This is a genomic window from Hoyosella altamirensis (genome assembly GCF_014191505.1).
GTDB lineage: Bacteria > Actinomycetota > Actinomycetes > Mycobacteriales > Mycobacteriaceae > Hoyosella > Hoyosella altamirensis.
In genome coordinates, this window is the sequence record NZ_JACHWS010000004.1 from 227372 (window position 1) to 249803 (window position 22432).

The 22432-nt window shown below is 62.5% G+C and carries 1 protein-coding gene; it reads left to right on the top strand.

The window, feature by feature from the left end; genetic code table 11:
* Window positions 1–260: 260 nt before the first annotated feature.
* A complete protein-coding gene (locus tag FHU29_RS23765) occupies window positions 261–22430 on the top strand; it encodes a non-ribosomal peptide synthetase (RefSeq protein ID WP_064438360.1) in 22170 nt (7389 codons plus the stop codon).
* Window positions 22431–22432 lie beyond the last annotated feature (2 nt).

Below are 22432 nucleotides of genomic sequence, written 5' to 3' on the forward strand. Positions count from 1 at the left end.
TGTTGGGAGGTGTGCTGACAGGCGAGTAGCCTGTATCCGCTGAGGTGGCGGCGGTAACACGGTGAGCGAAAGCAGCGATTTATTCAGAGGGCGGCACGAGTCACTATCCTGAGCGGGAGTGATACGCGCCCCCAGGGCGGAGAAGAGAGTTCGCAGTTGAGGTCCGCTTGGTGTGATGGACGGCAGGGAGTTGCAGTGGAGGGGGACGCTCTCTGCAAGATCATCAGTGCGTATAGCTCGGAGAACGGAGGGGGTCCTAGGTGAGTGTCGGCGACACGCCGCAGCACGATCAGGAATCGTGGCTTGCGAGACACGCGCGCGCCTCCGAGCCTTTCCCGCTCTCACAGGCTCAGTACGGAATGTGGTTTGCGCAGCAATTGGAGCCCGAGGTTCCAGTAAGCATCGCGCAATACATCGAGTTGCGCGGCGACCTTGACCCCGACTTGCTTGACCTCTCGATTGACCGCGCGCGGTGCGAGATTGGCTCAGGCGCGCTGCGGATACTCCAGCAAGACGGTGAACCACTGCAGATGGTCGCCCTCGGCCCCGAAAAGCACATCGAGCGCTACGACTTCCGGAGTCATCCCGACCCCATCTCGGCAGCTTTCGAATGGATGCACGCCGAGTACTCCACGCCCATAGACCTGCTACGTGACCGAATCGGAATCAGCGCTCTGCTCCAGGTCGGCGACGAGCACTACCTCTGGTACGGCCGCATTCACCACGTCGCGCTCGACGGCTATGCCGCTACGCGGTGGGTCACGCGTGCCGCGGAACTTTATACCTGCGCGAAGGAGGGCCGCGATCCAGCGCCAGCTCCGTTCGCGGACCTATACAGCCTCTACGAGGCGGACGTGAACTACCGGTCTTCAGCGCGCTACGCGGCTGACCGGGATTTCTGGCTCGACCGGCTGCAGGGTCGTGACGTCGTCTCAAGTCTCGTTGACGGAACTGCGCAAGCATTGCCGCGGACCAAGCTCGAGACTGCGGCACTCTCGCCACAAGCAGCTGAGCGGCTCGAGAACTCCGATCAAGAATTCGGCGTGTCCGCCGCTGCCGTGCTCGTGGGTGCATTCGCGGTCTACCTGTCCCGGATGACGGGGGAGGAAGACGTCACGGTCAGTTCACCGATGCTGGGCCGCGTCAACAAGCAACAGCGTGATTCCGGTGGAACCTTCGCGAACACATTCCCGCTGCGTGTTTCCGTGCACCCTGAAGACTCGATAAAGAGCCTGCTGCAGTCGGTGCATACCGAGCAGCTTGGAACGCTGCGTCACCAGCGGTTCAGCGTAGAAGAGATTCGGCATGAAATCGGCCTCGGAGATTCGCCCCGCCGGCTTCTCGGCCCCATCGTCAATCCGATGCTGTTCGAGCAGAACATCGTTCTTGGCGACATCGTTGGTGAATTCACTATCCTCACCTCTGGGCCAGTCGAAGATCTCCTGGTCAACATCTATCCGCGCGGCAATCCAGTGCGCACGCACGTGGACTTCCGTGCGAACCCCAACCTCTACGGCGATGACCTGCTGCGCGAACATCACCAGCGTTTCATGGCGTTCCTCGAGGAATTTCTGTCCGCAGACGTGAGCGCGGCGCTGGACACTGTTCATGCCGAGACTGTCGCCATGGGCGTGGAACGCTATCGTGCCCGGGTGCGCCGGGAGTTCTGGCGTGAGGCGCTAGCTGGCCTTCCGAACTCCCTCGAGTTGCCTGGCCTGACAACCCGGACGAACGGTCGGCGCGGCGCGCTTATCGAAACGTCCCTCGCGCTGCCCCAGGGAATCCGCTCCGGGGTTGCGCGTGTCGCTCAGCAGTCCGGTGCTCAGCCACTAGCAGTTCTGGGCGCGATCACCTCATCTGTCCTTGCCCGTCTCAGCTCGTCAAGCGACATCGCGGTTGGTGTCCCGGTCGCAGGACCAGAAGGCGAGTTTTCTGCGGTTGTGCTCCGCGCGGGAATCGATCTGGCGGAATCCGTCAGCTCCCTTGCCGCCAGGGTTCAGGAGAGTTCCACTGAAATCGCGACACGTGCGCTCGGGGGCTCGCTGAAGGACATCGCTGGCGTGATCGACGGTGACGGTGGTTCGGACCGGAAAGCGCCGTGCCACGCGGTTATCGCCGCCGTAGATGAGGTCCTGGTCACTGACAACGGCAACGTGACGGACCGCGTCGTTGGCGCCTCTCTGGGGCCTGATTTTGATGCGTGTGACCTGCAGTTCATATTTTCTCTCACGGGCGAGAACCCAGAGCTTACGGTCCGCTACGCGGATGATGTTGCCTCCGCTGAAACTGCATCACTGATCGGCAAACGACTGGTGCAGCTGTTCGTCCGCGCGATCGAAACTCCTGATCAGCCGGTCGGTGATCTCGATATGCTGACAGCAGCGGAGGAAGTGTCCCTTCTGCCGGTGAGCGGCCCGGAGTCGGCAACCACCTTGCCATTGCCCCACGTATTCGCCCGCTCGGCATCAGCGAACCCGGATGGAATCGCCATCATCGTCGGTGACCGCCAGCTCACCTACCGTGAACTTGATCAGCTGTCCAGCCGCCTCGCGCGTCACCTGATCGATCGTACTGGCGCCCGGCCGGAGCAACTTGTCGCGATGGGTGTCGCGAGGTCACTCGAATCCATCCTCGCAACCTGGGCTATCGCGAAGACTGGTGCGGGATTCGTGCCGGTCGATCCGAACTATCCGCGCGACCGGGTCGAGCACATGATCGAGGATTCAGGGTCAGTGGTCGGCCTCACTGTGCGTGACCAGCGCCATCTGCTTCCGGACACGATCCAGTGGATCGTGATCGACGATCCCGCCACCGAGAAACTGACCGCGGAGTACTCCGCTGAGCCTCTCACTGACGCGGACCGTCTCGCGCCGCTGCGACTCGACAATATTGCGTACGTCATCTACACCTCAGGGTCGACGGGCAAACCAAAGGGCGTGTCTGTTGCACACCACGGACTCGAGAGCTTCGCAGCGGAGCAGCGCGACGCCTACGCCGTTACGGCCGCTTCCCGGGTTATGGCTTTCTCCTCACCGAGCTTTGACGCTTCAATGCTCGAGATGCTCTTCAGCCTCGGCAATAGCGCCACGATGGTGATCGTGCCCCCCACTGTCTTCGGCGGCGACGATCTCCGCACGATCCTGCATGACCATCACGTGACCCACGCATTCATCACCCCAATGGCGCTGGCTTCCGTGAATCCGGAAGGCCTGGACGACCTTCAGCGGATCGCCGTCGGCGGTGAGGCACTGCCGCGCGAACTGCTGACAAAATGGGCCCCCGGCCGCACGTTCCACAACATCTACGGTCCCACGGAAACCACGATCGTCACGGCCATCAGCGAACCACTGGTGCCAGGCGATCCGATTTCCATCGGGGGACCGATCCGCGGCACACGAATGGTCATCCTCGATACGCGACTGCAACCCGTTCCCATGGGTGTCGCTGGAGAGCTGTACATAACTGGGCTGGGCTTGGCCCGTGGCTATCACGATCGCGCTGCCTTGACCGCTTCCCGGTTTGTGGCAGATCCGTACGGTCCGAGCGGATCTCGGATTTACCGCACGGGTGACCTCGCGCGCTGGGCGCACGCGCCCAGGTCCGGAAACCTGACCATCGAGTATGTCGGTCGCTCCGATTTCCAGGTCAAGGTCCGTGGTTTCCGCATCGAGCTCGGCGAGATCGACTCGCTACTCGAGACGCACCCCTCTGTCAGCATCGCAGCGACGCTCGGCCGGTCCGGGCCGAGTGGCGACACCGTGCTGGTGTCGTACGTGAAGTTCAAGCCGGGCAAAGACGTTGAGGTTTCGGCACTCACTCGCCACCTCGAGGAGTTCTTGCCGTCCTACATGGTTCCATCAGCGATCGTGGTTCTCGACGAGATCCCACTCAATCCGGTTGGCAAGCTGGACCGTAATGCACTCCCGGATCCAGACTTCGGCACCGGTACGCGAGGCAAATTCCGAGCGCCGACGAATCCTGTTGAAGAGATCGTCGTCCAGGTCTTCACTGAGATCCTGTCCATCGACACGCTCGGTGTTGATGACAGCTTCTTTGACGCCGGCGGCAACTCACTGATCGCAACCCGCGCCGTCGCGCGGATCAATGCGGCGCTGCAAAGCGAAATAACCGTTCGCGATCTGTTCGAGGCACCCACCGCCAGTGCGCTGGCAGTGCGCGTTGAGCAACACGGTTCCGCGCAGCGCGTGGCGCTCGTTCCGTGGGAACGCCCTTCTCGGATTCCGCTTTCGCTCGCGCAGCAGCGCATCTGGTTTATCAACCAGTTCGACACCGCTTCCCCCGCGTACAACGTCCCAATGTCGGTCAGACTGCAAGGGACAGTGGACGTCGGCGCCCTCCAAATCGCGCTGAGCGATGTTGTGGAGCGCCATGAGGCGCTGCGTACTGTCTTCCCGACGTCCGAGGATGGGCCGCATCAAGTTATCCTTCCCCTCGCAGACGCCGTTCCGGATCTGACCCCCCTGCCGGTGGCATCCGAAGATGAACTTGCTGCTGAAGTCGCTGAATTCGCGGCTCAGGGATTCGACGTCACCAGGGATCTGCCTCTGCGGGCGCGGCTCTTCCAGCGCTCAACTGGCGATCACACGCTGGTACTCGTGGTGCACCACATCTGTGCCGATGGTTTCTCACTCCAGCCGCTCGCCCGCGACGTTGTCGTTGCGTACACGAGCAGGATCAGCGGCGGCGCTCCCGACTGGGCGCCACTGGCCGTCCAGTACGCGGATTACGCACTTTGGCAGCGCGCACTCCTCGGATCCGATGACGATCCGGAAAGCATTGCTGCTCAGCAACTTGAGTACTGGGAGGAAGTGCTTTCCGGCCTTCCCGATGTTCTCGAACTCCCGCTGGATCACCCGCGTCCAGCTGTGCAATCACTAAGCGGCCGGGAACATACGTTTACTGTTCCGGCGTACTTGCACCACCAGTTGCTCGATGTTGCGCATGCGACCGGGTCAACTCTGTTCATGGTGATCCACTCGGCGCTGTCCGTGCTGCTGGCCAAGCTCTCGGGCTCCGAAGATATTTCGGTAGGGACGCCGATTGCTGGGCGCGGCGAGGCGGCACTCGACGATCTTGTCGGGATGTTCGTCAACACGCTCGTGCTGCGGACAGAGGTGCAGCCCGAGGTTGATTTCACCGGCTTGCTTGCCCAGGCCCGTGCCGTGGATATCGGGGCTTTCAGCCATTCGGATGTTCCATTCGAGCGTTTGGTCGACGCGTTGCAGCCGCACCGTTCCACCGCGCATCCGCCGCTTTTCCAGGTGATGCTCGAGTTCCAGAACCTTGGAGAAGTGCGTGTTGACCTGCCAGGTCTGCAGGTCGACGCGAAGCCGCTAGCAACCGATACCGCGAAGTTCGACCTCCAGGTCATCCTGACGGAGCAGTTCGATGAGGACGGCCGCCCGCGGGAAATGCAGGCTTCCGTCACCTATGCTTCGGACCTTTACGATCCGGCGACTATCGAGCGCTTCAGCAACCAGTTCGTTCGTGTCCTCGAGCAAGTGAGTGCTGACCCAGCGGTTCGCATCGGTAACGTGAGCCTCCTCGATACCCAAGAACGTGAACAATTGGCCGCAGCGGGCAGCGGTGCGCCTGCGGATCTCCCCGAAGTCACTCTCGCGGACCTCTTTACTGCTCAGGCACAACGCACACCAGACGCGATTGCGCTGGAGTTCGAAGGGGACATCCTCACCTACCGTGAGTTCGAAGCACGGAGCAGTCAACTTGCCCGCTACCTCATCGCACGCGGAGTAGGTCCGGAAACGACCGTTGCGCTGTCGATGCGCAGGTCGATCGACCTGTTGGTCGGCATGTATGCGGTCACTCTTGCGGGCGCTGCCTACGTTCCGGTCGACCCCGATCACCCAGCGGACCGCAATGACTACGTGCTGAGCACGGCCGATCCGGTATGTGTCTTGGTCACGTCATATGACGACCTCGCTGTTGAGGTGACGGCCCCAGTTCTGGTGCTCGGCGAGATCAACCTGCAGCGATACTCCTCTAGCCCAGTAACCGAAACCGATCGGATCGTTCCACTTCGCCCTGACCACACGGCGTATGTGATCTTCACGTCCGGGTCAACAGGACGGCCGAAGGGTGTTGCCGTCACGCATCGCGCGATCGTTAACCGGCTCATCTGGATGCAGGCCGAATATCGCCTGAGCAATGATGACGTCGTTCTGCAGAAGACGCCGTACACGTTCGATGTGTCTGTGTGGGAGTTCTTCTGGCCGTTGCAGACCGGAGCGCGTCTCGTCATAGCAAGGCCCGATGGGCACCGAGACCCTGCTTACCTTGCCAGACTTATTCAGAACTCGCAGGTCAGCGTGCTGCACTTCGTGCCTTCCATGCTGGCGACATTCGCCGCAGCATTGGACCGCAGGCAAGCAAAAGCGCTGCAATCCCTGACGAAGGTGTTCTGCAGTGGCGAGGCGCTGCCGCCCGCTGTGGTGAACGATTTCCGTGCATTGACGAACGCCGAAGTCCACAACCTGTACGGCCCAACAGAAGCGGCCGTTGACGTCACCTACCACGAGTTCAGCGAAGCTGACACGGTGTCGGTGCCAATCGGGGCGCCGGTATGGAACACGCAGGTGTTCGTTCTTGATTCAGCGCTAAGGCCCGTGCCGATGGGAGTCCCGGGCGAGCTTTACCTCGCTGGAACTCAACTCGCCCGCGGGTACATCACACGAGGCGACCTGACCGCTGACCGCTTCGTCGCGAATCCGTTCGCGGAGTCCGGTGCGCGAATGTACCGCACTGGCGACCTCGTCCGATGGAGGGCTACGCCGAACGGTGGCCTCGAACTCGATTACATCGGTCGCACAGACTTCCAGGTCAAGCTGCGCGGCTTGCGGATTGAGCTGCCGGAAATCGAGTCCGTCCTCCTCGAACAGGCAGAGGTTACGCAGACTGCCGTCGTCGTCCACCAGGACAAGCACACCGGTGACCGTCTCATCGCGTACCTCGTGGGCGCCGCGGGCTCAGAACCTGATACGGATCAGCTCGCGAAGGCGGTGGCCGCAGCGCTGCCGAGTTACATGGTGCCCGCGCAGTTCGTGGTCCTCGATGAATTCCCCCTCGGCGCGACTGGGAAGCTCGACCGTAAGGCGCTCCCGGTTCCCGATCTCGTGTCGGTCAGTGGTGACTTTGTCGCCCCACGTACCCCAGTTGAACAGATCATCGCGGAGATCTTCGCCGAACTGCTCGGAAATGAACGCGTAAGCGTCGACGACAGCTTCTTCGACCTCGGCGGTAACTCGCTGGTGGCAGCCCGGTTGGTCGCGCGGATCAACGCGGCACTCGGCACCGAAATTGGCGTGCGGGACCTCTTCGACGCCCCCTCCGTGGCGGCGCTCGCGCACCGCAGCGAAACCGCAAAAGGCCGTGCACGGCCACCCCTGACCGCGTCAGCCCGGCCGGAGATCGTGCCGGTATCTCTTGCGCAGCAACGCATGTGGTTTATTAACCAGTTCGATACCGCGTCGGCGGCGTATAACGTGCCGATGCCGATCCGGCTGACTGGTGCCGTCGATCGGGTCGCGCTAGAGCAGGCGTTGCGTGATGTCGTCGAGCGCCACGAATCGCTGCGCACGGTCTACCCGGCGACGCAGAATGGGCCCATCCAGGTGGTGGTGCCCACTGCTGAGGTGCTGATCGACCTGACACCGCAGAAAGTGTCCGGGGAAGCCCGGCTGCGCGAAATGCTCGCAGAGTGCGCCTTCGCTGGTTTTGATGTCGCGACGGCAGTACCGCTGCGCGCCACGCTCTTTGAGCTTTCGCCCACTGATTTCGTCCTGCTCGTGGTGGCGCACCATATCGCGTCCGATGGATTTTCCCTTGCACCGTTAGCGCGGGATGTCGTCATCGCCTACACGTCACGAGCGAACGGGGCTGAGCCAGATTGGTCGCCCCTCCCTATTCAGTACGCCGACTACGCGCTGTGGCAGCGCGAACTACTCGGCGAGGAAGATGACCCGGACTCGCTGGCGCATGCCCAGCTCGAGTTCTGGCGGAACGCGCTCGCGGGCATACCCGAGGCCCTTGAGCTTCCTTCCGACCGCCCCCGTCCAGCCGTGCAATCGTTGCGCGGGGCTGTCGAAGAGTTCGCGATCAGTGCGGAACTTCACGGGCGGCTCTCCGACCTCGCACGGGCCAACAACACCAGTGTGTTCATGGTCATGCATGCGTCTATCGCACTGCTATTGGCGCGGCTCACGGGCTCGACTGACATCCCTGTCGGAACACCCATCGCTGGCCGCGGCGAAGCAGATCTCGACGACCTCGTCGGCATGTTCGTCAACACGCTGGTGCTCCGCGCACAGGTGGACCCCGACAAGTCGTTCACGGATCTGCTGAACAACGTCCGGTCTTTTGATCTTGTCGCGTTCGGACAGTCCGACTTGCCGTTCGAGCGATTGGTGGAAGTTCTCAATCCACAGCGCTCGCAGGCACATTCACCGCTGTTCCAGGTGATGCTCGAGTTCCAGAACAACGAGAAGCCGCGGCTCGAACTGCCGGGACTGACAGTTGAGCCACTCGACATCGATATCGACATAGCGAACTTTGATCTGCAGTTCGTGCTGTCAGAGATCAGCCGCGACGCCGAAACTGGCGGGATGGCAGCAGCAATCCGCTACGCTACTGACCTTTTCGACGGTCCGACGATCCGAACATTCATCAAGCGGTTCGTGCTGCTCCTTGAGGGTGTCGCGTCCCAGCCGGACATACCGGTAAGCCGGATCGGCATCATGGATGACGCGGAGCGAGCCGACATCACCTCGGTCAGCGGTGGTCCGGGAAATCGCCTGGAAGTCCTCCCAGACCTTTTGACGATGGGTATCCGCGACTACGACGCCCCCGCTGTGATCGATGGTGACAAGCAGCTCACCTACCGGGAACTGGACGAGCAGTCGAACAGAATCGCCCGACTTCTGATCGAAGAAGGCGTCGGCCCGGAGAAGTTCGTCGCGCTCGGCTTCTCCCGCTCGTTCGAATGGCTGATCTCGCTTTGGGCGGTAACGAAGGCAGGCGGAGCATTCGTTCCCGTTGACCCGACCTATCCAACTGAGCGCATCGAGCACATGCTCAACGATTCCGGGGCGATCGTCGGGCTGAGCACCCAGGCACATTCGGAGACCCTGCCTCAACTGGTGCCGTGGAGATATCTCGACGCGCCTGAGTTCCGCGCACGCCTTCAGCAGGCATCCGCGGCGCCCGTCACGGATGCGGACCGGCTTGAAACGCTGCGGCTAGAGAACTCCGCGTACCTGATCTACACGTCGGGTTCCACCGGCAAACCGAAAGGTGTCGTTGTCCCCCATACGGGCCTCGACAACTTCACCCCGGCCATGGTGGCGCACCCCTCAGTGACGAAGGACTCGCGTGTCCTTTCGTTCGCGTCACCGAGCTTCGACGCGTCGCTGCTCGAAGTGCTGATGGCGTTCGGGGCAGGAGCATCGATCGTGCTCGTGCCGCCGGATGTGTACGGCGGCGACGAACTGACCGCGGTTATTCGTGACCACCGCGTCACCCATGGATTTATTACCCCGCTCGGCCTCGCCTCGGTTGATCGCGACCAAGTGGAGCATTTCCAGTTCGTCGTCGTTGGTGGCGAGGCGGTTCCGCCCGATGTGGTGGACCACTGGGCTGGCGGACGCCGCCTGTTCAACGGCTATGGACCGACAGAGACGACGATCGTCGCGACGATGAGCGACCCGATGACACCGGGCGAACCGGTGCGAATCGGAAAGTTGTTCAACGGAGTCACCGCTGTCGTTCTCGACCAGCGCCTCCAGCCAGTTCCGAAGGGGATCTCCGGAGAGCTTTACATCTCGGGTCTAGGGCTTGCGCGCGGTTATCACGACCGCTTCGGTTTGACGGCGAACCGATTCGTTGCCAACCCGTACGGTGAGCCAGGCGCGCGGATGTATCGCACCGGTGATGTCGTGCGGTGGTCTGATGACTATCAGCTGGAATACCTCGGGCGTTCCGACTTCCAGGTGAAGGTGCGCGGTTTCCGTATCGAACTCGGCGAGATTGATGCCGCTCTGAACAGCCATCCATCAATCGACTTCGCCGCGACTCTCGGGAAGACGGGCCCCTCCGGCGCGACCGTGCTCGTGTCCTATGTGCGCGAGGCACCGGGGCATGTCGCGAGCACTAAAGAGCTGACCGACCATATTGCGGCCTTCCTGCCCGCGTACATGGTGCCTTCAGTCATCATGGTCATCGACGAGATCCCGCTAGCGGTCACCGGCAAACTTGACCGCAATGCGCTGCCGGAGCCCGACTTCAGCTTCGCCGCATCCGAGTTCCGGGCGCCGTCGAACCCCGTTGAGGAGATCCTCGCGGGCATCTTTACCGACGTGCTCGGCCTGACACGCATCAGTGTCGGTGAGAACTTCTTTGACGTTGGTGGCAACTCGCTTGTCGCGACGCGACTAGTCGCGCGAGCGAACGCGGCGTTCGGTTCACAAATCGGAGTCCGGGATCTGTTCGAAGCGCCCACGGTGGAGTCGCTCGCCGCTCGAATCGAGCAGTACGGGGCACGCGGGGCTGACCGCCCAGAGCTTCGCGCACGGCCACAATCGGCACGGCCTGCGCGAATCCCGCTTTCACCTGCCCAGCAGCGCATGTGGTTCATCAACCAGTTCGATCCGGACTCGCCGGCGTACAACGTACCGATGGCGATCCGGCTTTCCGGCAGGCTGAACCTGGCTGCCCTAGAGAGCGCGATCAGCGACGTGCTGGACCGGCATGAGTCGCTGCGGACATTGTTCCCGGAAACACTCGATGGTCCTGTCCAGGTGATCCTTCCGGCCAGCGCGGTCAACTTCGACCTGACACCGGTCCCGGCCGACGCGTCCGAGCTCATCGAGAGCATTCAGGACTTCGTGGCCGTTGGATTTGACGCGACGGCTGCGGTCCCGGTTCGTGCCCGCCTGCTTCGTTTGCACGACCGCGAGCACGTGCTCGTTATCGTTGTGCATCACATTGCAGCTGACGGATTCTCGATGGCTCCGCTAGCGGCTGACGTCATGGTTGCGTACTCAGCGAGGCTGCTGGGGCAGGCGCCCGAGTGGGCTCCGCTTCCCGTGCAGTACGCGGATTTCGCACTCTGGCAGCGGGAGCTGCTCGGCGAGGAATCGGACCCGGAATCAGTCTCTGCGCGCCAGTTGGAGTATTGGAAAGCTACGCTGGCAGGCTTGCCAGACGTGGTCGACCTGCCTGCTGATCGACCACGTCCGGTCACGGCGTCGCAGCGCGGTGGCCTCGTGCGCTTCGGTGTCGACGCGGAGCTTCACCGTCAGCTCACTGTGCTTGCGCGTGAACTGAACTCGACGATGTTCATGGTGATGCACGCCGCACTTGCGGTGCTCGTTTCTCGCCTGTCAGGTAAGGACGACATCGCTATCGGTACACCGATTGCGGGCCGCGGTGAGGCCGCGCTTGATCCAGTCGTGGGTATGTTCGTGAACACGCTTGTGTTGCGGACTGAGATCGACCAGGACGCGACCTTCGATGACATTCTTGCGGCGATCCGCGAAACTGACCTTGGGGCGTTCACGCACGCGGATATCGCCTTCGAACGTCTCGTCGAGGTCCTTCGCCCGGAGCGCTCGACGTCGCATGCGCCGCTTTTCCAGGTTCTTCTGGAATTCCAGAACAACCCGGAGGCCTCGCTCGAATTGCCAGAACTGACGGTGAGCGCCGTCGAATTCGAGGATCACATCTCGAAGTTCGATCTTCAGCTGTCTGTGCGTGAGGAGCGGGACGGCTCGGGCAACCCCGCTGGCATTCACGTCGGTTTCGTTTACGCCACGGACCTTTTCGATGAAGCCACGGTCCGGACATTCGGGGACCGGTTCCTGCGCATTCTCCGCGCTGTAGCTGCGACACCCGTCATTCCAGTTGGTGACATCGCGCTGCTCTCCGAGGTGGAACAGCAACAGATGCTCACCGCCTGGAACCACCCTGGCACGGAAGTGGAGCAAGCGACTCTTGCTGCGCGCTTCCGGGAGCGGGCGGCTGAGTTCGCCGACCGGCCGGCTGTCACATTCGCCGCAGCAGACGGCATGCGTACCCTGACGTACCGCGAGCTCGACGAGCGTTCGAATCGGCTTGCACGTCGTCTGATTGAGGCGGGGGCGGGCCCCGAAAAGCTCGTCGCTGTGGCTGTGCCGCGGGACGAACAACTGATTGTCGCGCTGCTAGCCGTGATCAAGTCCGGTGCGGGTTACTTGCCGGTGGATCTGACGTACCCGGCAGACCGTATCGAGTTCATGATCTCTGACGGCGCACCCGTTGCTGTGGTGACCACCGCGCAGGACGAAGTTCTCCTGCCATCGATCTCAGCGCCAGTCATTTATGCTGACGCCGATGTTTCCGGCTACAGTGCTGAACCAATCACGGATGCTGACCGGAATGATGCACTGAGCTGGGATAACGTAGCGTACGTCATCTATACGTCCGGCTCGACAGGCAAGCCTAAGGGTGTCGCGGTTCCGCACCGTACGGTCATGACGCTGATGGCGAACACCGACGAGAAGTTCGGTTTTACCGAGGATGACGTATGGACGATGTTCCATTCGTATGCCTTCGACTTCTCCGTGTGGGAACTGTGGGGCCCCCTGCTCTACGGCGGCAAGCTTGTTGTTGTCGATTACTTCACTGCCCGCAACCCGGAACAGTTCCTCGAACTTCTGCGGCGGGAACGTGTCACTGTCCTCAACCAGACGCCGTCTGCCTTCTACCAGCTTGCTGAAGCCGAGCGTCTCTCCGCGTCTGACGGCGGCGCTCTTGCGCTCCGCCACATCATCTTTGGTGGGGAAGCGCTCGACCTGGGGCAGCTTGATCGGTGGTACACACGCCACGCAGACGATGCTCCGCGGCTAGTCAACATGTACGGCATCACGGAAACGACCGTGCATGTCAGCTATCTCGAACTTGATCGGGAGTTCGCGGCCAGTGCATCGGCGTCCGTGATCGGCCAGGCGTTGCCGGGTCTTCGAGTAGCGGTGCTCGACGAGCGGTTGCGGCCCGTCCCCCCGGGCACGATCGGGGAAATGTACGTGTCGGGTCCGCAACTGTCCCGTGGATATCTCGGCCGCCCCGACCTGACCGCGAGCAGGTTCGTCGCGGATCCGCATGGCGAACCTGGCGCAGTCATGTACCGCTCTGGTGACTTGGCACGCTGGAACCGGGACGGGCAGCTTGAGTATCTGGGCCGCTCGGATTTCCAGGTTCAGCTGCGTGGCTTCCGAATCGAACTGGGTGAGATCGAAGCGGAACTGCTGCGGTACCCCGGTGTCGCGCAGTCGGTGGTACTCATGCGTTCTGATTCCGGGCCGGGATCAGAACGACTCGTGGGCTACGTCGTGCCCGAGTCGGGCAGTTACCTGACCCCCGCTGCGATTCTTGATGCACTTGGGGACACACTCGCTGCGCACATGGTGCCGTCGGCGGTGGTTGTGCTCGACGAGTTCCCGCTGACCGCCAACGGCAAACTCGACCGGCGTGCCCTTCCCGCACCGGACTTCGGCGCTCTTGTCCAGGAGGGTCGCGAGCCGTCCACTCCCGTCGAAGAGAAGCTCGCAGCGGTGTTCGCTGAGGTTCTCGGATTGCCGTCCGTGGGCATTGATGACTCGTTCTTCGCCCTCGGCGGTGACTCGATCATGTCCATCCAACTTGTCACGAGGGCGAAAGCAGCGGGCATTCAGGTGTCGCCGCGCGATGTGTTCAATCTCAAGACCGTCGCTGCGCTCGCGCAGATCGCCACGGTTGTCGGTGAGGCTGAACAGGTATCGCTCCTTGAGCTTCCCGGCGGTGGCGTGGGCAGGCTCCCGCTGACACCAGTGATGGAGTGGATGCGGGAACGCGGCGGCAACTACAACCGCTATGCGCAGGTTGCGCTGCTCACCCTTCCCGCTGGCATCGACGAAACTGGGATTTCACGCACGCTGCAAGCGGTCATCGATCGGCATGACTTGCTGCGCGCGCGGCTCACAGGTTCGGAGCTCAGCGTCGGCGCGCCAGGTTCCGTGGACGCTGCCGCGCTGGTGAGCAGAGTCCACGTCGACCATGAACCGGGAACACCCGAGTTCACCAGAGCAGCGGAAGTAGCTCTGAATTCCGCTGCGGACCGGTTAGATCCCGACGCGGGTGTGATGCTGCAAGCCGTGTGGCTTGATGCGGGCGCAGGTGTATCGGGCCGGATCCTTTTGGCGATCCACCACATCGCCGTGGACGGTGTGTCGTGGCGGATCCTGGTCCCGGATCTCGCGACCGCGTGGAGTCAGATAGCGGCGGGTCAGAGCCCTGAGCTCGCTCCGGTGGGGACGTCTTTCCGCAGGTGGGCGCATGGACTGAAAGAAAATGCCAGCGCACGCGAGACAGAACTCGAGCTGTGGCAGAGCTTCCTCAGCCGTGAGGACGCTCTCGTTGGTTCACGCGAGTTCGATCCGCGGGTTGACACCAACGAGACCGTGGAGCGGATAACGGTAGAACTGCCCACTGTTGTCACCGACCAGCTGCTGACCCGCGTGCCTGAAGTGTTCCATGGTGGTGTTAACGACGGCCTGCTCGCAGGGCTGGCGCTGGCACTGGCGAAATGGAAGGGCGCATCAGCGCCGCTGATCAGTCTGGAAGGTCACGGCCGCGAAGAAGAAGCCGTGCCAGGTGCGGACCTCTCACGAACGGTCGGCTGGTTCACCACGATCTTCCCGGTCCGCCTGGACCTCGAGGGTCCCGGAGGCTCCGGAAGTTTCAGTGCCGCGGAGATCGACGACGCGTTTGCTGGCGGCGAAGCCGCTGGTGCCGCGGTTAAAGCGGTCAAAGAGGTGCTGCGCGCGATTCCGGACCGGGGGATCGGTTACGGTCAGCTGAGGTACCTGAGCCCTGCAGTAGCAGAAGACCTGCGAAGGCTGCGGCGGCCCCAAGTGAGCTTCAACTATCTTGGCCGCTTCACGACAAGTGACCTGCCAGAGGATCTTCGGACCCTCGGCTGGATGCCGGTGGGCGACGATGAGGACACGTCGAACCTCGCGGCCACCCAGAACCCAGACATGGCCGCGATGGCTGTGCTCGACATCAACGCCGTGACAGCAGCGACTACCGGCGGCCCCGTGTTGCGCGCGACGATCGGCTTCGCGACGGGTCTTCTCACCCGTGAGGAAGTCGACGAGTTCGCTGGCTTGTGGAGTGACGCCCTCACCGCGATCGCTAACCACGCCGCGCAGCCGCACGCTGGCGGATTCACCCCGTCGGATCTGGAACTTGTCAGCGTTGATCAGAACACCATTGACAGGCTGGAAACGCGTTTCCGCGCCATCGCTGATGTGTGGCCCCTCTCGCCTCTGCAGTCTGGCCTGCTTTTCCATGCGGTGCTTGCCGAGCAATCGGTGGACGCCTACATGGTGCAGCTGGTGCTGCACCTCAAGGGAGTCGTAGACGCGGAACGGATGCGTCGGTCGGCTCAGGCACTGATCAACCGGCACTCCAACCTGCGCGTGGCATTCGCTGCGGATAGTGCAGGCAATCCAGTGCAGGTGGTAGTTGATGACCTGCAGGTGCCGTTCGCGACGAGAGATCTCAGTGGGGAGCGCGACCTCGACGGCGCGCTGCAGCAGGTTCTGACAGCCGACCAAGAGCAGCAATTCGACATGGGTGATGCGCCGCTCATCAGGTTCATGCTTATCAGCCTGGGAGCGGGCGAGTATCGGTTCGTCATCACGAACCACCACATCCTGCTCGACGGCTGGTCGACGCCGCTCGTGCTGCGAGAACTCATCACGCTTTATGTGATGAACGGTGATGGATCTGCGCTGCCGCCGTCACGCTCGTATCGCGATTACCTGGCGTGGCTGCAGCAACAGAACCCGCAAGAATCACTGAAGGCCTGGGCGAGTGCCTTGGCCGGTGTGGAAGAACCAACGACAATCGCGCCGCTCGACCGGGCCAGGCAGATGGACGTGACGTCCACCGACATTGTCGTGGATTTCACCAAGGCCGAAACCGAGCAACTGACCGTCCTTGCGCGCGATCTTGGTGTCACGCTGAACACTCTCATCCAGACGGCATGGGGCATCCTGCTGGCCACGATGACATCGCGTGACGACGTGGTATTCGGGACGACCGTCTCGGGCCGTCCGCCTACCATCAGCGGTGTCGAACAAATGGTGGGTCTGTTCATCAACACGCTGCCCGTGCGCATCCGGCTCGATAGCCAGGAGACGCTCGCTGAGCTGCTCGTGCGTGTCCAGGGGGAGCAGGCTGAACTACTCGATCACCATTACGTTCAGCTCGCTGATATTCAGCGCGCCGTCGGTGCCGGGTCCACGTTCGACACGCTTGCAGTGTTTGAGTCGTATCCAGTGGACGTTGCCGGTGCGACCGCAGACACGGATTTCGCAGGTATGCGGGTCACTGCTCTCGACGGTGCAGACGCGGCACATTATCCGGTGACCCTTGTTGCGCACACAGACGATGCGCTGCATGTGAAGCTCAAGTACTTCCCGTCGATGTTCGGCGTTGCCGACATGACGGCGATGATCAGCCGGTACGCGCAGCTGCTGCGCGACATTGGAGCGCACCCCGAACGCCGATACGCGCAACTGACGGTGCTCGACGCATCCGAGAAGCAGGACCTCGCGCCGGTGCACGGTGAGCCAGGGCAGACGGTTCTGCCGCTGCCGGAAGTCCTCGCTGACGCGGTGACTCAGAACCCTGACGGTGTTGCTGTAATCGACGGTGACAGGGAAATCACCTACCGCGAACTCGACCGACTTTCCAATCAGCTCGCCCGTGTACTCATCGAGCGCGGTGTCGGCCCGGAGACGTTCGTCGCACTGGGTATTGCGCGGTCACTGGAATCAATACTCGGCATTTGGGGGGTGACGAAGTCCGGCGGTGCGTATGTGCCCATCGACCCGACTTACCCCGCTGACCGCATCGAACACATGCTCACAGATTCGGGGGTGGTGCTGGGGCTGACGACGCGCTCACACGCGGGCAGCCTTCCCTCCGACGTGTCGTGGCTTGTCATTGACGATTCTGAGTGCCTTGACGACATCGCGGCGCGATCTGACGCCCCGGTAACACAGGCGGAACGCGCTTCGGCGATCACGCTTGATACGGCGGCATATGTCATTTACACCTCGGGTTCGACGGGCAAGCCCAAGGGCGTTGTCTCGACGCATCGGGGCCTCGAAAACTTCGCAATCGAGGCTCGTGAGCACTTCCAGGTCAGCAGGGAAGCGCGAGTTATGCACTTCTCGTCGCCAAGTTTCGACGCGTCAGTTCTTGAACTGCTGCAGGCGTTCGGAAGTGCCGCGACGATGGTGATCATCCCGCCCACGGTGTACGGCGGCAGTGAATTGGCTGAGACCATCCGCAGCAAGAAGGTCACGCACGCATTCATCACCCCGCTCGCGCTCGGCTCCATGGATCCAGAAGGCCTCGAGCACTTCTCGAACGTCAGCGTTGGTGGTGAGCCTGTACCTAGCGACCTCATCGACGTCTGGGCGCCGGGCCGGAACTTGTACAACGGGTATGGGCCGACCGAGACAACGATCATGGTGACTATCAGTCCGCCCGCGGCCGCGGGCGAACCCGTTCTCATCGGTGGCCCGATCCGGGGCACTCACGCTGTAGTGCTTGATTCCAGGCTGCAGCCGGTTCCGGTTGGCGTGTCCGGTGAACTGTACATTTCAGGTGAGGGACTCACCCGCGGGTATCACGAGCGTCGCGGTCTTACCGCGGAGCGTTTCATCGCGAACCCGTTCGGGGAGCCCGGGGGCCGGATGTACCGGACGGGTGACGTCGTGCGCTGGGTCCGTACGGCAACTGGCGGGCTGCAGATCGATTACGTGGGTCGCTCGGACTTCCAGGTGAAGATTCGCGGGTTCCGCATCGAACTCGGTGAAATCGACGCAGCGCTGCGGTCTTATCCCGCCATCGGATTTGCCGCGACGATCGGCCACAAGGGGCCGAACGGTCAGGCGATGCTTGTTTCGTATGTGCAGCCGAACGAGGGTGCACGAATCGACACCGCAGACGTCACGAAGTTCCTTGGGCAGTCGCTCCCATCGCACATGGTGCCGTCGGCGATCATTCCCATCGACGAAGTGCCGCGCACGCCGGTCGGCAAACTCGATCGCACGGCGCTGCCCTCACCTGACGTTGCGCTGCCGGAACCGGAATACGTTTCCCCGCGCAACGTAGTGGAGGAGATCGTTGCTGGGGTTTTCGCTGAAGTGCTGGGCACGGATCGCGTCAGCGTGACGGCAAGCTTCTTCGATCTTGGCGGGAACTCGCTGGTGGCTACGCGAGTTATCGCGCGGGTCAACGAGGCGCTCGGCACGTCCCTTGGTGTCCGCGAACTGTTCGACGCACCATCGGTAGACCAACTTGCGGCACGCGCGGAGGCCGCCGGAACTCCGGGCGGCCCACGGCCTGCCCTGGAGCCGCGCCCACGGCCCGAGCATGTCCCAGTTTCGCTTGCGCAGCAGCGGATGTGGTTCATCAACCAGTTCGACACGACATCACCTGCCTACAACGTTCCGCTCGCGGTCCGTCTCACAGGTACGTTGAGTGTGCCTGCGCTCGAGATGGCGCTGCGGGATGTCATTGGACGGCATGAAGCGCTGCGTACCGTTTTCCCTGACAGCGCCGACGGTCCTTCACAGGTGGTGGTGCCAGCAGACCACGTCGTTCCGGATCTTGCGCCCCAGCAAGTACGCGACGAATCGGAACTGCGGCAGCGGATTGTGCGTCTCGCTGCGGCAGGGTTTGATGTGGCCGCTGAGGTGCCGTTGCGTGCGCGGTTGTTCCGTCTCACCGATACGCAGCATGTGCTGCTCGTTGTCGTGCACCATATTTCAGCGGACGGGTTCTCGATGGGGCCGCTCGCGAAGGACGTGGTCACGGCGTACCACGCGCGTAAAGCAGGTGCAGCACCCAATTGGGCGCCACTTAAGGTCCAGTACGCGGACTACACGCTGTGGCAGCGTGACCTGCTCGGCGACGACACTGATCCGGCCAGTCTCGCCGCAACGCAGATCGATTACTGGAAGAGGTCGTTGACTGGACTTCCAGATCTGCTCGAACTCCCCACCGACCGTCACCGGCCGGCGCAGCAGTCGATGCGCGGCGCGGATGTGCGGTTTGTGATCCCTGCGGAGTTGCACGCACAACTCGAGCAGGTCGCGCGTCAGCAAGGTGCGACGCTGTTCATGGTCCTGCATTCGGCTCTCGCCGTGCTCCTTTCGCGCCTCTCCGGTATGAATGACATCGCGATTGGCACACCGATCGCCGGGCGTGGTGAGGCTGCCCTCGACGATCTCGTCGGCATGTTCGTCAACACTCTGGTCCTGCGGACCGAAGTTGACAGTGCAGAGTCGTTCGCCGAACTGCTCGCCCATGCGCGAGAGACTGACCTTGCCGCATTCGGTCACGCGGATGTTCCATTTGAGCAGCTCGTCGACGTGCTGAACCCGGAGCGCTCAACAGCGCACTCGCCGCTGTTCCAGGCGACGATCGAGTTCCAGAACATCTCAAGGCCGAGCATTGAACTCGAGGGACTGCACCTTGAGGCCCTTGATTTCGAAACGTCGATCGCCAAATACGATCTAGAGCTCATTCTCGGTGGAGACGGCTCAGCCACCGGCGCTCACACCGATCTCGAGGCGGCCTTCACCTACGCCACGGACCTTTTCGACGCTGGAACGGTTGCCAAGTTCGCCGACCGGTATTTGCAGATTCTGACCGCAGTCGCGGCTGCCCCCTCCGTCAAGGTCGGGGAGATCGGACTGCTGAGTGAACAAGAACGAGATCGCTTCGCTCCGGTGCGTGGACCTGAGGGGCTCACCCCGCGCCTGCTGCCAGACCTGCTCAACGATGCCGCGACCCAGAATCCGGATGCTCCAGCGCTGATCTTCGGGAACGCAGCACTGTCCTACCGCGAGCTTGACGAACGGTCCAGCCAGCTCGCACGCGTGCTGATCGCACAGGGTGCAGGCCCAGAGGGTGTTGTAGCCCTGGGGCTTTCACGCTCGATTGAATCCGTGCTCGCTGTCTGGGCGGTGGCGAAGACTGGCGCCGCGTTCGTGCCAGTGGATCCGAACTACCCGCCGGAACGTATCGAGCACATGCTTACCGATTCAGGTGCCGTAGCGGGGCTGACGGTCGCGGCCCACAAGCAGGGCTTGCCGGATCTGCTGCCGTGGCTGGAACTTGATAGCGAAGAGCTCGCTCGGCTCGTGGGCCGGGAAGCCACAACGCCGGTCCTCGACATCGAACGCATCAGGCCGCTGCATTTGGCGAACCCGGCTTACCTGATCTACACGTCAGGTTCGACAGGTAAACCGAAGGGCGTGGCGGTGACGCACCGCGGCCTAGCCAGCCTGGCGGCTGAAGAACGCGATCATTTGCAGGTCACACAGGAATCTCGAGTTCTGCATTCCGCATCACCGAGTTTTGATGCGTCAATCTTCGAGATGCTGATGGCCTATTGCGGAGCAGCGACGCTCGTGGTGGCGCCGCCCGAGGTTTATGGCGGTGCGCCTATGGCGGAACTGCTGCGTGAGCAGCGGATCAGCCATGCATTCTTCACCCCTGCAGTGCTCGCGTCGGTCGACGAAGGCGAGGTCGGCACACTGCGTTCGATCCTGGTCGCGGGCGACGTGTGTCCACCAGAACTCGTTGCGCGGTGGGCCCCGGGGCGCGCCATGGTGAATGCGTACGGCCCCACGGAAACAACGATCATGAGCAGCATCACCGCGCCCATGGCGGCTGGTGAGGCTGTCACCATCGGCGCTACTACTCGTGGCTTCACCGCGATGGTCCTCGATGCCAGGCTGCAACCGCTGCCTGCCGGGGTGGCTGGCGAACTTTATCTCGCGGGGCCTGCGCTTGCGCGTGGCTACCACGGCAGGTTTGCGCTGACAAGTGAGCGTTTCGTGGCTAGCCCGTTCGGGGCGCCCGGCGAGCGGATGTACCGCACCGGCGACGTGGTTCGCTGGATCGATCGGGCGGGAGAACCGGAACTCGAGTTCGTCGGGCGTTCGGACTTCCAGGTGAAGATCCGCGGATTGCGTATCGAACTCGGCGAGATCGACACTGCGCTGGCGAGCCACCCGCACGTCAGCTTCGCGACCACAGCTGGCGTGAGCGGCCCAGGTGGTGACACTCTCCTGGTGTCCTATGCGGTGCCGCATGCGGGTGACTCGGTCACAGCTGAGGAACTGACTGCATACCTCGGCGAGTTCCTCCCCAGCTACATGGTGCCCTCGGTGATCATGCTGATCGACGAGATTCCGCTGACCCCGGTCGGGAAGCTGGACCGCAAGGCACTGCCAGTGCCGGACCTCGAGCGTCTGAAAAAGGAGTTCGTCGCTCCGCGTAACGACAATGAAGCAGCCGTCGTCGCTGTCTTCGCTCGCGTGCTCGGGGTTGACCAGATCAGCGTCCACGACAGTTTCTTCGACCTCGGCGGTAACTCGCTGAGTGTCACCCGTGTGGTCTCCGAACTGGAGAAGGAAACCGGACGGTCAATCCGGCTTCAGGCGGTATTCCTCAATCCGACACCAGCGGGGCTGGCTGACCGCCTATCACGCCCTGACGACGCGCCGAGCGAGCTTGCCGCGCAGCTCCTTGCCCCCGTTATCAGGCTGCGGCAGAACGGCCGGAAGGCGCCAGTCTTCTGCGTGCATCCCGGCGTGGGACTGTCGTGGGCCTACACCGGCCTTACACAGCACATCCCGGAGGAGCACCCGGTTTACGGGCTGCAGTTGCCTTCACTCACGGGTGCGGAGCCCGCCCAATCCATTGAGCAACTCGCGGCAACGTACATCGACCACATCCGCACACTGGCACCGGAAGGGCCGTACCACCTTCTCGGCTGGTCGCTGGGCGGTGTGATCGCACAGGAAATGGCGGCTCAGCTCCGCGACGCTGGCGACGAGGTCGGTGTCCTCGCGATGCTCGACAGCTATGTGGCTGCAGACACCGACGTTCCTGACATGGCTGAGCTCATCAGAAGCTTCGGTGTGGAAGTCCCTGAAGGCGCTGAACTGAGCTACGAGTCCGCTGTCGCGTTGATCGACTCGGAGTTCGGGCAGCCGACCGGGCTCACCGGTGCGTACATGGAGCGGATACACAGTGGATTCGCTGACGCTGCCCGCATCATGCGCTCGTTCACGCCGCATGACTTCGCTGGTGAGACGGTGTTCTTCGCAGCCGACAACACTGTCGATCCAGCAGGAAACGTGCGGACACCGCAGGAGTGGGCGGCGACCCTCCCTGCGATGACTGTCTACGAGGTGCCTGTTCGGCATCAGCGGATGGTGGAGCCCGACGCGCTGGCCGTGATTGGGCCAATCCTGCGCCGCTACCTACAGCAGGGAGACTGATC